General features: G+C 56.8%; 12 protein-coding genes. 3 read left to right on the top strand and 9 right to left on the bottom strand.

Annotated features, from left to right (window positions below):
* Nucleotide 1: 1 nt before the first annotated feature.
* The 3 genes from DXY38_RS10125 to DXY38_RS10115 form a co-directional block, all read right to left on the bottom strand.
* Nucleotides 2–1,045 (bottom strand): long-chain acyl-[acyl-carrier-protein] reductase, encoded by a 1,044-nt coding sequence (locus tag DXY38_RS10125; protein ID WP_115071542.1) that lies wholly within the window; start codon nucleotides 1,043–1,045, stop codon nucleotides 2–4.
* Nucleotides 1,046–1,204: 159 nt separating this feature from the next.
* Nucleotides 1,205–1,933: an aldehyde oxygenase (deformylating) gene (locus tag DXY38_RS10120; RefSeq protein WP_115071541.1), complete on the bottom strand. Its 729-nt coding sequence runs from the start codon at nucleotides 1,931–1,933 to the stop codon at nucleotides 1,205–1,207.
* Nucleotides 1,934–2,004: 71 nt separating this feature from the next.
* A complete protein-coding gene (locus DXY38_RS10115; RefSeq protein ID WP_115071540.1) occupies nucleotides 2,005–2,850 on the bottom strand; it encodes a creatininase family protein in 846 nt (281 codons plus the stop codon).
* A 56-nt stretch (nucleotides 2,851–2,906) separates the two neighbouring features.
* Between DXY38_RS10115 and DXY38_RS10110 the strand changes: the two genes are divergently transcribed.
* Genes DXY38_RS10110 through pgeF form a run of 3 tightly spaced genes read left to right on the top strand, consistent with a single transcriptional unit; the run spans nucleotide 2,907 to nucleotide 5,934 of the window.
* Nucleotides 2,907–4,208, top strand: coding sequence for a S1 RNA-binding domain-containing protein (locus DXY38_RS10110; protein ID WP_170952918.1), 1,302 nt, complete (start codon nucleotides 2,907–2,909; stop codon nucleotides 4,206–4,208).
* A complete protein-coding gene (locus DXY38_RS10105; protein ID WP_115071539.1) occupies nucleotides 4,208–5,119 on the top strand; it encodes a Tab2 family RNA-binding protein in 912 nt (303 codons plus the stop codon). Before DXY38_RS10110 ends, DXY38_RS10105 begins: the two co-directional genes overlap by 1 nt.
* On the top strand, nucleotides 5,116–5,934 hold the full coding sequence (gene pgeF, locus DXY38_RS10100) for a peptidoglycan editing factor PgeF (RefSeq protein ID WP_115071538.1): 819 nt from the start codon (nucleotides 5,116–5,118) through the stop codon (nucleotides 5,932–5,934). Before DXY38_RS10105 ends, pgeF begins: the two co-directional genes overlap by 4 nt.
* On the opposite strand, the gene DXY38_RS10095 is transcribed toward pgeF, so the two are convergent.
* From DXY38_RS10095 to hemH, 6 genes are read right to left on the bottom strand one after another with little or no spacing between them, the layout of a single operon-like run.
* The gene (locus tag DXY38_RS10095; protein ID WP_115071537.1) at nucleotides 5,926–7,605 is read right to left on the bottom strand and encodes an NAD(P)/FAD-dependent oxidoreductase; all 1,680 of its coding nucleotides are present in this window, start codon (nucleotides 7,603–7,605) and stop codon (nucleotides 5,926–5,928) included. The two genes, pgeF and DXY38_RS10095, sit on opposite strands and share 9 nt — an antisense overlap.
* Nucleotides 7,606–7,610: 5 nt before the next feature.
* A complete protein-coding gene (locus tag DXY38_RS10090) occupies nucleotides 7,611–8,843 on the bottom strand; it encodes an ABC transporter substrate-binding protein (protein WP_244279093.1) in 1,233 nt (410 codons plus the stop codon).
* 48 nt (nucleotides 8,844–8,891) lie between these two features.
* Nucleotides 8,892–9,110, bottom strand: coding sequence for a GIVxVP protein (locus DXY38_RS10085; protein ID WP_006853376.1), 219 nt, complete (start codon nucleotides 9,108–9,110; stop codon nucleotides 8,892–8,894).
* 1 nt (nucleotide 9,111) lies between these two features.
* Nucleotides 9,112–9,534, bottom strand: coding sequence for a thermonuclease (locus tag DXY38_RS10080; RefSeq protein ID WP_115071628.1), 423 nt, complete (start codon nucleotides 9,532–9,534; stop codon nucleotides 9,112–9,114).
* A gap of 2 nt (nucleotides 9,535–9,536) precedes the next feature.
* Complete coding sequence (gene ilvB / locus DXY38_RS10075; RefSeq protein WP_115071535.1) at nucleotides 9,537–11,318, bottom strand: biosynthetic-type acetolactate synthase large subunit; 1,782 nt, start codon at nucleotides 11,316–11,318, stop codon at nucleotides 9,537–9,539.
* A gap of 60 nt (nucleotides 11,319–11,378) precedes the next feature.
* Nucleotides 11,379–12,554: a ferrochelatase gene (hemH, locus tag DXY38_RS10070; RefSeq protein WP_115071534.1), complete on the bottom strand. Its 1,176-nt coding sequence runs from the start codon at nucleotides 12,552–12,554 to the stop codon at nucleotides 11,379–11,381.
* Nucleotides 12,555–12,562 lie beyond the last annotated feature (8 nt).

The raw sequence follows: 12,562 nt of genomic DNA, 5'->3' as shown, positions 1-12,562 counted from the left end.
GTCAGGCAGCGGCAGCCTGAAGCTGCCCCTGAAGGTTGAGCGTGGTGAAACCGTGCCGCATCGAGGCAGCACCAATGAAGTCCATTTTTTCAAGGGTGATGTTGTTCCTACCCCAGCTGAAGTTGGTATGACAAGCCTCAAATTCCAACAAAATCGCCTCAGCAAAGCAAGCAAACATCTGACGCTGAGGCTTCTCCATCTCAGCAATTTCCATCATCGTCCAGCCGATATCTGATCCAAATTCGACGATGCCACCCTTTAAAACGTGAACGCCGCCTTCCCCTGCAACCCGCGAATCAAGATTTTTGGGATAGCCACCATCGATCATCAAACAGGGTTTTTGTAAGCGATCTGCATCTATTTCCAAGGTGCGGGGCATGCTCGCTACCCACACAACAACATCGGCCTCGGGAAGCGCTTCATCCAAGCTGAGAATGCGGCCGCCTCCCAACTCTTCGCGAAGGTCGGTGAGGGGCTGCTGCTGACGAGCCACCATGAGCAGCTCTTTGATGCCGGTGCGCTGCGTTAACCAGCGGCAAACGGCACTGCCAATGTCTCCTGTCGCTCCCACCACAGCGACCCGAGCCTTGCTGAGATCAATGCCAAGCAAAGGAGCATTGATTTCAACCTGTCGACTGATCACCCAAGCCGTATGGGTGTTTCCAGTCGTAAACCGCTCCCACTCCAGGGTGGTGCTGCGAATGGTTTGATGCTTCAGAAGGTTGAAATTCTCGAAAATAATCGAGGTGAAACCACCCAGGGCCGTGATGTTGATTCCTTTCTTCTGGGCCAGCTCCATGGCGTTCAGCACCTTGCGTCTTGCCGTTTTGAAGCGGCTCAGCATTTCTGGCACAAAACACGAATCGATGTAGGCCCCTTGGATGGTTTTGCCGGTCAGGCTCGTGACTTCCACATGCTCAACCAACTGAGGCGGAGCACTGCACCAGACATCAAGATCACCCTCTGCAATGTGATCGAAACCCAGCTCTAAAGCTTTACGCCTAGCAGCTTCAAAACTGGTGGAATGTCCGATCAGACCAAACATGTGCTGCCGACGGTCGTACTTAAAAGTAGGAATCTGAACCGCATCAACCAATCAGGCGATGGATTTTGCATCCACATAAGCACGGGTCGGGTTCAGGGTGAACGGACGTGGGCGAAATTGACGCCCACGACGCGACACCGTTGAGGTTGGAGAGCGGGTTTAGACCGCCAGTGCTGCTGCCGCCATGCGAGCAATATCGCGGGAGCTGAAACCGATTTCGTTCAAGGCTTCCTGATAAGCGATCAGAAAATCTTCGATCAAATCTTCCTTTTCCATGTGCAGGACAGAAGCATCAGCAGCCACCTGCTCAAGCATCGAGCGAATCAGCGGAAGATTCACTTTGTTGGCTTCCATCAACTCGTCGCGGCTTGCCTCGAAATTGGCCTTCAGCCACTCTTGGCCGTAGTTGAGGTGGGTGTATTCGTCCTTAACCACCCCCTCGGTAATTTTGCGCGCGAAGGGGTCAGCAACAGGGATGTAGATGTGATAGGCAGAGATTGCGAAGGCTTCGATCAAGAGAGCCTGAATCAGCAAGCAGGTCACCACCTTGCCCTCTTTGAGAGCGGATTGAAAATTGCCATGCAAGGGAGCAAAAAACTCCTGAGCGAAGGGCATATCAGCCACAACGTTGAGGTTTTTGGCACAGGCGGTGAAGCCTTTCATGTGCTTCATTTCCATCTTCGCCAGCTTGGCGAGTTCCTCAGCCTGATCAGGGATCAGCGTGCCTAAGGAGATGTAATTGTCATGAGCTTCCTGCTCACCTTCGATCACGATGGCGTTGATGCGGCTGTAGGCATCCTTGTAAGCATCCGTCGTGAAATCAGGTAGCTCTGCCAAACCCTGCTGATCGTCGATCACAGCGACTGCTGTGGAGTCAAGGGTTGGCATGATTCTCTTCCGGTTATCAGCAATGCTGACGACTGTAACCAGTGTTCACCTCAACAGACGTGCTTGAAGGGTCAGTTGACAACCGCAACAGGTTGAGAAGGGGGCCAATCACTAGCTAACAAACTGCCAAAGAGATTTTCCCAATGGCTCACCAGGCAGCGCTCCAAGGCTTCACCAAGTTCGGCACTGGCTGCGCGTGAATCACCGATCACACCACTGCTACTGAGGTCAGATGTCAGCCAGGCCGTTGGGGCCGCTCCTTCCAAGCTCCAACCAGGAGGTGGAGTGGCGAGAGAGGCGGGCTGGCGATGGTCACCGTCAACGGGACGAGCCTCCCCCACCAACTGCGGCTCAAGAGCAAGCATCAAACTGGTCTCAGCCTGCGCGGCATGCAATCCGCCCTGTAGCTCTTCCTCAGGAATCAACGCATCCAAACCAGGTACGCCACTCCACAAGAAGCAGGGAAGAACCGCCATCGATGGCGACTGAACACGCAGTTCCCTTGCCGCAGCCTGAAGCAATCCAATCTGCCCCCCATGGGCGTTGAACAACACCAAGCGCTTCACCCCTTGGGCACTCAACTGCGTTCCCACCTCGATGATCAGTTGGGTCAACAAGCCCGAGGACATGCTCAAGGTTCCAGGAAAGCCTGCATGCTCTGGAGAAAATCCAATGGATTGTGAGGGCAGGCTCCAAATCGGGGCATTTGCTGCGAGCTCTGACAACACAGAGGCGAGGATCCGCTCAGAAAACAGAGCATCGGTGGAAAGAGGGAGATGGGGGCCGTGTTGTTCAAAAGCGCCCATGGGCCAAACCACGGTGGAACCGGATTGCTGTAAGGCTTTCTCCGCCTCTGGCCAACTCAAGCTGTCCAAGCGCCGTGTGGTGGAAAGACCCAAGTGAGCTTGTGCAGTCATCGGCCGACACGCCTCCCATTTGCTGCCAGACTGACTGATCGAGGATATTGAGACCCATGGCGGGATCAGAAAGCCAACAATCCATGGACAGCAAAGGGCAAAGCCCGGCAGCTCAGCCTCCGCGCAAGCCCCTGCAGGTGATGCATATAAGTCGCAAAGACGAACAGGATCGCCTTCGGCGTGAGGCAGAAGAAGCGAGGTCGGCCGCCGATGCCGCGATGGCACGGGCTGTTGAATTAGAGAAAGCGGCGCAAATAGCTCAAAACACCACGGCTAAGCCCCCCATGGCCCCAACGTCGACATCAACGTCGGCGGCAAAGCCATCGGCCGTTGACGACGACGATTTGCGCTTTGGGACGGATGAGCTCAGTGGCATGAGCATGGCTGATCTTCTTGGCCCATCCGACTCCAATGCAAAATCCTCGAAATCAAGCCCACGGCCTGCCAAAGCCTCCAATCGAAGTGTCGACGACTTTGACTTTGACGAGGGTGCTTTCCTGGCAGCCCTCGATGCCAACGAGCCGGTGGGCACCACAGGAGAAGTGGTCACAGGAACCGTCATCGGGATGGAAAGCGATGGTGTCTATGTGGACATCGGGGGCAAGGCCCCGGGCTTCATGCCCAAGAACGAATGTGGTCTGGGAGTGATCACCAACCTCAAGGAAAGATTCCCCAAGGGCCTTGAGATTGAAGTCTTGGTCACGCGCGAACAAAATGCTGATGGGATGGTCACCATCAGCTGCCGCGCGCTCGCCCTGCGTCAAAGCTGGGACAAGGTGAAGCAGCTTGAGAAAGAGGGCAGGGTTTCTCAAGTGAAAGTCACCGGTTTCAACCGTGGTGGTGTGACTTGCGATTTGGAGGGCCTACGAGGCTTCATCCCCCGTTCCCAACTGCAGGATGGTGAAAACCACGAAGCATTGGTGGGCAAAACCTTGGGTGTGGCCTTCCTCGAGGTCAATTCTGAAACGCGGAAATTGGTCCTTTCCGAGAAGAGAGCTGCCACTGCCGCCCGTTTCTCAGAACTAGAGATCGGACAGCTGGTGGAGGGTCATGTGGCGTCGATCAAGCCCTATGGACTGTTCGTGGATCTCGGAGGGATCAGCGGACTTCTGCACCAATCCGCCATTACCGGAGGCAGCATGCGCTCGATGCGCGAAATCTTCGATCAAGGCGACGCTGTCAAAGCCTTAATCACGGAATTGGATCCTGGTCGCGGCCGAATCACCCTGAACACAGCCATGTTGGAGGGACAACCTGGTGAATTACTTGTCGATAAAGACAAAGTGATGGCAGAAGCAACCGATCGAGCCAACAGGGCTCGTAACGTCCTGAAGCAACAGGAACAATCAGCTGGATGATGTCCGCCGAACAGATCCAGAACGATGCGAGTGAACGTTCAAGCGGAATCCTTTCAGGCGACTGGGAACTCGATTTCTATTCCAGGCCGATCCTCGAGCCTGATGGAAAAAAACGTTGGGAGCTGCTGATCGTCAGCTCCCCCTGTGAAGGAACGACAACCAGTTTTCGCTTCGAAAAACGCTGTCCAGCGACCAGTGTTAATTCCACCTGGTTAACCAGCGCTCTCACAGAAGCCATGGCGGCAGCTCAACAGCAAGGCTGGGCCGTTCCTCGAAAGCTGCGTTCTTGGAGAAGCTCCATGCGCACCATGGTTCAGAGAGCTGCTTCTGAACTGGGCCTCGAGATGGTTCCAAGCCGTCGCACCTATGCCTTATTCGATTGGATCGCTGAGCGCGAACAGGATCTCTACCCCAAGGAAGAGGGGTACATGGCAGGTCCTCTTGCGCCCCCTCCTGCCCCGGTCAGTACGCCTCCTCGTCCGTTACCGGAATCCGTTCGGGGTGATGCCTGGAATTGGGCCGAACTTCCCGCCGCATCCCTGCGTGAAGCCACCGGATGGCCCATCGGATTCCGAGGCCTGCTCCCCGTTCCCAACACGATTAACGATGACCAAATCATCCCAGGATTGCGCCTATTCAGCCAAACCAGGGGATTAGCCCTCGCTGGACTGCTCGGTGGAATTGAACCGGTTCGTCTCAGAGTGAGCGGCACCCAACTCCTCCTGGAGGCAGGTCAGGATGACTGCTGGCTTGTGAGCGATCTCAGCTCAGAGGAAGCCGTCCACGTCTCAGCACTGATGACACAGGCCGCGGAGCATGCTGACGGTTTGCAGTTCATCGCTGTTCAAACCTCCCCAGACGCCGAGCGTTTTGAAGGGTTTTGGATGCTGCGGGATCAAGCAGAACCATGACCACTGCTGCCGAACCATTCCGTCAGCCCGACAACCTGTTCAACACCCTGGAGCATTGGACATGGGTGGGCTGCTACGGCGGCTACTACCTCACCTCGGATGCGATGCAGGCCGCAGGGTTCGAACATGGATTTTTCACCCGTCTTTGGCAAAACCGAGGGCCTGATGCCTTAGCGGCCTACCTATCGGCTGGGGTGAGTGTCCATCGCCCCCAACAGGTTCACGGAAACCGAGTTCTGAATGCTGACGAAGCCAGCGCGTCTCCCTGGCCTGAGGCTGATGGTCTGGTGAGCAACCGTGGTGGCCAAAGTCTCTGGGTTTGCGGTGCCGATTGCACCCCCGTACTGCTTGCAGACCCCACGAATGGTCACGTTGCTGCTTGTCATGCAGGCTGGCGAGGGGTCGCCAGTGGCATTCTTCCTGCGGCCATTCGGCGTTTAACAACGCGAGGAGCGAAGCCGGAACAGCTGATTGTGGCCCTTGGTCCAGCCGTCAGTGGTGCTCTCTATCAGGTTGAGACAACCGTGGCGGAGCAGGTGGGACAAGCCCTCGATTCCGATCGTTCTCTCAAGCTCAGCGACATGGAAGCTCTGGGGATCCTTCTGCCCGATCCAGAGCCAAACAGGTGTCGCCTCGATATTCGTCTCGCCGCCCGTGAGCAACTGCAACGCTGCGGTATTCCAGATCAACAGATCAGTCTCTGCCCTCTCTGCACCATTTCAGAGCCAAGCCTCTTCCACTCCTGGCGTCGCGATCAAGTGAAAGCGGTGCAGTGGAGCGGAATCGTTGGTCAAGCTGCTGACTCCTCAGAGTGAAGAACCCAGCCGCAAGCCCACAGCCTCTGCGACACGAATGCCATCAATCGCTGCAGAAAGAATCCCCCCCGCGTAGCCAGCCCCTTCGCCAGCAGGCGTGAGACCCAGCGTATTAATCGACTCGAAATGGTCGTCGCGAGGAATTCTCAGGGGAGACGATGTGCGGGTTTCCACTGCTGTTAACAACGCATCGGGATGGTCATACCCCTTGATGCGACGAGCAAAGAGAGGCAAAGCTTCCTGCAATGCCGTCACCATCGGCATCGGCAAAAGGCTGCGTAAATCACTTGGTGACACGCCAGGTTGATAAGAAGCGCCGATGGCACCGAGTTCCGTTGTGGGCCGTCCGGCCAAGAAATCCTGGAGCCGCTGCACCGGGGCGCTGTAATCAGCCCCCCCTAAAACAAACGCTTGTTGTTCCAGCGCCCGCTGGAAAGCAAGACCGGCCAAGGGATCCCCCGGCCAGGCGGCGTAGGCCGCCAAGTCCTCCTGCTCCACAGGAACAACCAAGGCGGCGTTGGCATTGCGCTCGTTGCGTGAATGCTGGCTCATGCCATTGGTCACCACCCGGCCCGTCTCGGACGTGGCTCCAACCACCAATCCGCCAGGGCACATGCAAAAGCTGTAAACACAGCGACCATTGGCCGCATGGTGAACAAGCTTGTATTCCGCGGCGCCGAGGAGGGGATGGCCTGCATTCAGCCCCCAGCGAGCTTCGTCGACCAACGCTTGGGGATGCTCAATGCGAAAGCCGACCGCAAAGGGCTTGGCTTCAAGCGCGACGCCAGCCTGCTGAAGCATCTGGAAGCTGTCTCGGGCTGAATGCCCTGGAGCTAACACCACCTGACGACAGGGCAAGGACGTCCCATCCGCCAAGGACAAGCCAACCACTCGCTGGGACTTCCCTGAAGCATGATCTGAACCAGGAGGTCCCGCGCAAGGTTCCAGCAAGAGCTGATCCACCCGACTGCCGAAACGAACCTCCCCACCGAGCGCCTCGATTTTGGCCCGCAAGCCCCGCACCACCGTGGCCAATTTGAAGGTGCCGATATGGGGTCGGTGCTGCGTGAGAATCTCACGATTGGCACCACAGGCCACCAGTTCTTCCAGAACTTTGCAGCCGTAATGATCAGGATCACTGACCTGGCTGTAAAGCTTCCCGTCCGAAAAGGTTCCGGCACCGCCCTCGCCAAACTGGGCATTGGATTCCGGATTGAACCCAGCGGTTCGGCGCCAAAATCCAAACGTATCCGCCGTTCGTTGTTTCACGGGCTGTCCCCGTTCGAGCAACAAGGGGCGAAACCCCATCTGAGCCAGAAGAAGAGCCGCAAAGTAACCACAGGGGCCAGCGCCGACCACCACAGGCCGCTGCTCGGAGTGCCCGCCAATCCCTTCCGGGGCACGGGCGACATAGCGGTAATGAGTGTCTGGGGTTGGACGAAGTCTTCGATCGCCGTGCCTTCGGCGCATCAGCGCCGCTTCACCATCTAAGGCAACATCCACGGAATAAATCAGCTGAATGCGATCGCGACGACGGGCATCAACACTCCGCTTCACCAACTGACAATCGAGAAGGCGCGCCCGTGGGATCTTGAGGTATCGCAGCACCGCTTGCTCTAGATCATCGGGGCCGTGATCCAGCGGAAGACGGAGCTCACTAAGACGCAACACCGGCTTTAAAGGCTCCCATCACGATCAGCGCCCGACTGCGGAGCGATCAATCGCGTGGTTGCCGTTCCCGATGGGATCTGTCCGGGTCTCAAGGCCAGATCACTGGCAGCCCCTGCTAGACGAACGGGCTGACCTTGCTGGCGCAGAGCGATCGCCTCACACAAGGGCTGAACCTCAGCATCCGGATCAAGCCAACCGATGGGGTCACGGAGACCTTCCTCTGATACGGGCGCGGGAGCAAGCATGGACAGAGCCACAAGACGGGCCGCATCAAAACCAGAGGCCGCTAAGAGGTCCGGAGCCTGCCCCCAACGCTGCTGATAAGACGTTGCGAAGGAAGACCAACCGGGACCATGGGCCGGTTGGTCAGGGGTCAATTGTGCCCAAGGCTTTGGAGGCACGGCATCAAGACGGATCACGGGCATCAGCCAAATCCTCGCCGGTGTCGCAGGCGAAGCTCCCCTTAGCCGACCATCGGTCTGGGCTTGATCCAAGAGCATCGCCAACCGACTAGAGGGATCAGCGGCCAGAGCAATGGCAGCAGGACGTTTCCAAGCCAGATCTTGGATCAATTGGTTCACCGCGGAGGCATCATCAGCGTTGACCTGCTGAACGAGGGCCTTCTCATAGGTTTCCACCTTGCCTCCCAGTTGCTTGAAAGCCTCCGTATAGGCATCCACCATCTCTGCAGCGCGATCAGCAGGATCGGCAACCACCATGATTCTTCGCCATCCCTGCTCCAGGGTGTCGGCAGCCAGTTGGTCGATTTCCGACTGCTGGGAAGGGCTTAAAGGATGCAGCAATCCCTGGGGATCAAGCGGCACCAATTGATTTAAAGACGCACCGCGCTGATAGGGAAGAATCACATTGATCTGGTGATCCTGGGCGAGTCGAGAAAAACGAGGCAGTTCCGTCGCAAACGGCGCAATCACTAAAGAACGGCTGGACCCTAGAAGGGGAGCCGGATCGACATCGAGACCGACCGTGCGCCACTCCACAAGCGAGGGAGAAGATCCACAGGCTCGAACATGCTCTTCCCCGAGAGCAAAACCTTGACGAAAAACCGCATGAGCAGGCTGATACCCATCTGACATGAGCGCAAGCACGGGGGCTCTTTCCTGCGTGCTAGCCGCGAGAGCTTGGCATCCCAGCAGGCTTGCCGCCACGATCAAACCATGACCGATGGGGAGACCTCTGAAGAGGTTCCCCCATCCCGAATCAGAAACACGGTCACTCATGGGGACCTCAGCTGGAGGGGTCATGAGAGAAAGGGCCTTTGTCGAAATTTAGGGAGATGGATCCGTTTCGTCCTCTTTTGTCTCAGGATTTGTCGCTGGGATCAACAGGGCGAGCAAACCTGCCGCCAAAAGCAGCCCTCCCAGTCCGAGAGCAAGGGATTGATTTTCTCCTGGCACATCACCCCAGACCGCCGTACTAAAAAAAGCAGCTGATAGAAGCAAGCAGGGCACCATCACGATGCCGGCCGCGAAGCGATTTTTTCCCATCTCAGCCTGCAGGGCAACTGGACGTCGCCAAACCGGTTGCTAGCAGGGACCCCCCAAGGTCCTGATCGGCATCGAGAGGGGTCACGCGGGCAATCAAAACACCATCTTCATTTCCCTCCGGACGCAGGTTCACCCGTTTGCGTCGCGGCACGGCTTTTTTCAAAAGATCGACAGCATCCGCTTCATTGACAGGATCGACTGCAATACAAGCCAAACGAACGCTGTAATTGCGGTTGCTATCTCCAATCTGGAGAAGCGTGGACGAACGCACTTGCAACACTTCTGCGGCCATCGATGGCAATGGTGAAGCCACCAAAACGACCAACAAGATCAGAAGACTGGAGCAAAAACGGATCACAGACTCGCTGCGCAAGCGCTGCAGAAACAGTGGTCGCTGGCTGGGAAGGCGAAAACATCCGGACATGATCATCTGGGGTCCTGAGCCAACTCAGGATGGGAGGGTAGACCCACCATCTGCGCATTGCTGGCACCCGGTGGAACCATCGGATAGCAGTTTTCGCCGCGCCTGACATGGACATCAATCAAGGTTGGACGAGGGGTCGAAAACGCTTCACTCAGCTTGCTGTGCAGATCATCTCGTTCGGTGATCTTGACGCCATCAACCCCAAAAGCCCTCGCTAAAGCACTGAAGTCAGGCATGCCATTGAGCATGTCGGATTCTGAATATCGCTCGTTGTAGAAGCTTTCCTGCCACTGCCGAACCATTCCCTGCCAGTGGTTATTCACAATCACAACTTTCACAGGGAGTGAATACTGCGCCAGGGTTCCAAGTTCCTGAATATTCATCAGGATGCTTGCATCACCAGCAATGCAAACCACTTTCTGATCCGGGAACGCCACCTGCGCACCGAGAGCCGCTGGCATTCCAAATCCCATCGTTCCCAGCCCAGCACTGCTGATCCAACAACGCGGCCCATTGCGCAGGTACTGCGCAGCCCACATCTGATGTTGGCCTACATCGGTCGTGATGATGGCGTCACTGGCCAGATCCCGGACAGCCAACAACACTTCTTGCGGAAAGATCGCTCCCTCCTTGGCCGGGATGGTGAGCGGGTAAAGCTCCTTCCAGGTGTTGATCTGTTCCAACCAAGACGCGGTCCTCTGCTCGGCGGAATGCTGGAGACTCTGATCGACAAGCTTCGCCAGACCTAAACCCACATCACCGAGAACGACCACATCGGGGCGCCTGTTTTTCCCCACCTCAGCAGGATCAATCTCAAAATGAATGACCTTGGCCTTGGGAGCAAATGTGTCGAGCTTGCCTGTCACCCGGTCATCAAAACGAGCCCCAACGGCGATCAATAGATCGCAGTCTGTGACTGCGAAATTGGCGTATGCCGTGCCATGCATCCCCAGCATGCCTAAGGCGAGAGGATGATTCTCGTCAAAAGCGCCCTTCCCCATCAACGTGGTGGTCACCGGGATCTGGAAGCGCTCCGCCAAGACTTGGAGGCTGTCATGGGCCCCTGCGCTCACCGCACCACCCCCGACGTAAAAGAGGGGACGACTCGATGCACGAATCAACGCAAGCGCCTCGTTCACCGCCTGAACCGAAGGCTGGGCTGGCTGCCTGAACCCAGGCGGATGGATCGATCCGGGTGGGACTGGGACGTAATCGAATTCTTCTTGACCGACATCTTTTGGGATATCAATCAGCACGGGGCCAGGGCGTCCTGACGAGGCGATCAGGAAAGCCTGTGCCACCACGGAAGCAAGATCAGCTGGGTCACGAACCACCCAGGAGTGCTTCACGATTGGCAAGGTGATGCCAAAGATATCTGTTTCCTGAAAAGCATCCGTGCCGATCGCTGGCCGAGGCACTTGCCCTGTAATCACCACCATGGGAACAGAGTCCATTTGGGCCGTGGCAATGCCCGTCACCAGATTGGTGGCTCCAGGGCCAGACGTTCCAAAACAAACGCCAACGCGACCCGTAGCACGGGCATAGGCATCGGCCGCATGGGTACCACCCTGCTCATGACGCACCAAAATGTGCTTCAGCCAGCCTTCGCTTTCGGCGATATGCAGAGCGTCATAGATCGGCAGGATCGCACCGCCCGGATAGCCAAAAATGGTGTCGACGCCATGAAGCCTGAGGGCATTCATCAAGGCGTGGGCGCCGGTGATACGGCGTTGACCGTTCCAATCCAACGCATCCGCGGCCGTGGGAACGGATGTCAGGGTCACGGCTGCCTCATAAGGATCTGACCCTCAAGATTAAGTGGCCATCTCACCAATTGGCACTGTTTAAAGCAAACCAACAGCATGCAGTGGGCCATGGCCACTGATCAGCTCGAGAAGGAAGGCGGAAAAACCAACCATGGCCAAGCGTCCATTCCAAACCTCCGAGCTGTTGTTCCAACCCCACTCCCACTTTTCCTGGGGATAGAGCTTCACGGTGGTGGCCAGTTCAGCCGCCTGGTCGAGATTCACCTCAGGCCCCTCAAGGCTGGCAACGACTAAATCAGCCAATCCAGCGATAAAAGGTGGATAGGTATCGAGGGCCCTCACCCGTCGGAAATTCACGACGCCTGACTCGGTCGCGAGTTCGCGGTACTCAATATCAATTTCCTCAAGCGTTTCAATGTGCTCGCTCACAAAACTGATGGGAACCACCACGAGATCTTGCGTCTTCGCCCGGCCGAGCTCTTCCAGGGCTTCCTCGGTGTAAGGCTTCAGCCATTCCACTGGCCCAACTCGGCTCTGATAAGCCAGGGTATGGGGATTGGAGTGGCCAACAATGGTCTCCAATTCAGCCATGATCAGAGCCGCGCAAGCTTGAATCTCCTGCTGATAAGGATCGCCGGCCTCTTCCACATAGCTCTTCGGCACGCCATGGGCACTGAAGAAGATATGGGCTTTTTCGACATCGTCACTGGCGCGAACTTGCTCGGCGATGAGTTCAGCCATCGAGCGCACATAGCCTGGATGGTCGTACCAACTGCGAATACAGCGCAAAGGCAACGCCTCAAAGCGTTCGTCCATTTGCCGAAGGCGTTGGAGCTCACGGAAGCTCGAGCCGCTGGTACTGATTGAAAAATGGGGGTAGAGGGGAAGAACAACCACCTCATCAATGCCATCAGCCTTGATATCAGCAACGGCCGACTCGGTAAACGGGTGCCAGTAGCGCATGGCCACATAGCTGGTCGCGTCCACTCCACGCTGGCGTAACAGGCTCTGAAGTTCTCGCGCTTGCTGCTCAGTGATGCGGCGGAGAGGAGAACCTCCTCCGATTGATCGATACGCCTCCTGCGACTTACTACTGCGCAACGTGCTGATCAACCAAGCGAGGGGTTTCTGCAGGATTGGGTTGGGCAGCCGAATAATTTCTGGATCTGCAAACAGGTTGTACAGAAAGGGGCCAACATCCTGAATCCGTTCTGGACCACCCAGATTGAGCAGAAGAATGCCAACCCGAGCCATGGAAAATT

The organism is Synechococcus sp. UW179B, from assembly GCF_900474245.1.
Lineage (GTDB): Bacteria > Cyanobacteriota > Cyanobacteriia > PCC-6307 > Cyanobiaceae > Synechococcus_C.
Note: the sequence above shows the minus strand (reverse complement) of the source record. Positions and strands in the feature narration are given on the sequence as shown.

Coding starts and splice junctions, on each gene's coding strand:
- DXY38_RS10125 (WP_115071542.1), bottom strand. CDS start 1,045: ATGTTTGGTCTGATCGGACATTCCACCAGTTTTGAAGCTGCTAGGCGT.
- DXY38_RS10120 (WP_115071541.1), bottom strand. CDS start 1,933: ATGCCAACCCTTGACTCCACAGCAGTCGCTGTGATCGACGATCAGCAG.
- DXY38_RS10115 (WP_115071540.1), bottom strand. CDS start 2,850: ATGACTGCACAAGCTCACTTGGGTCTTTCCACCACACGGCGCTTGGAC.
- DXY38_RS10110 (WP_170952918.1), top strand. CDS start 2,907: ATGGCGGGATCAGAAAGCCAACAATCCATGGACAGCAAAGGGCAAAGC.
- DXY38_RS10105 (WP_115071539.1), top strand. CDS start 4,208: ATGTCCGCCGAACAGATCCAGAACGATGCGAGTGAACGTTCAAGCGGA.
- pgeF (WP_115071538.1), top strand. CDS start 5,116: ATGACCACTGCTGCCGAACCATTCCGTCAGCCCGACAACCTGTTCAAC.
- DXY38_RS10090 (WP_244279093.1), bottom strand. CDS start 8,843: ATGAGTGACCGTGTTTCTGATTCGGGATGGGGGAACCTCTTCAGAGGT.
- DXY38_RS10085 (WP_006853376.1), bottom strand. CDS start 9,110: ATGGGAAAAAATCGCTTCGCGGCCGGCATCGTGATGGTGCCCTGCTTG.
- DXY38_RS10080 (WP_115071628.1), bottom strand. CDS start 9,534: ATGTCCGGATGTTTTCGCCTTCCCAGCCAGCGACCACTGTTTCTGCAG.
- hemH (WP_115071534.1), bottom strand. CDS start 12,554: ATGGCTCGGGTTGGCATTCTTCTGCTCAATCTGGGTGGTCCAGAACGG.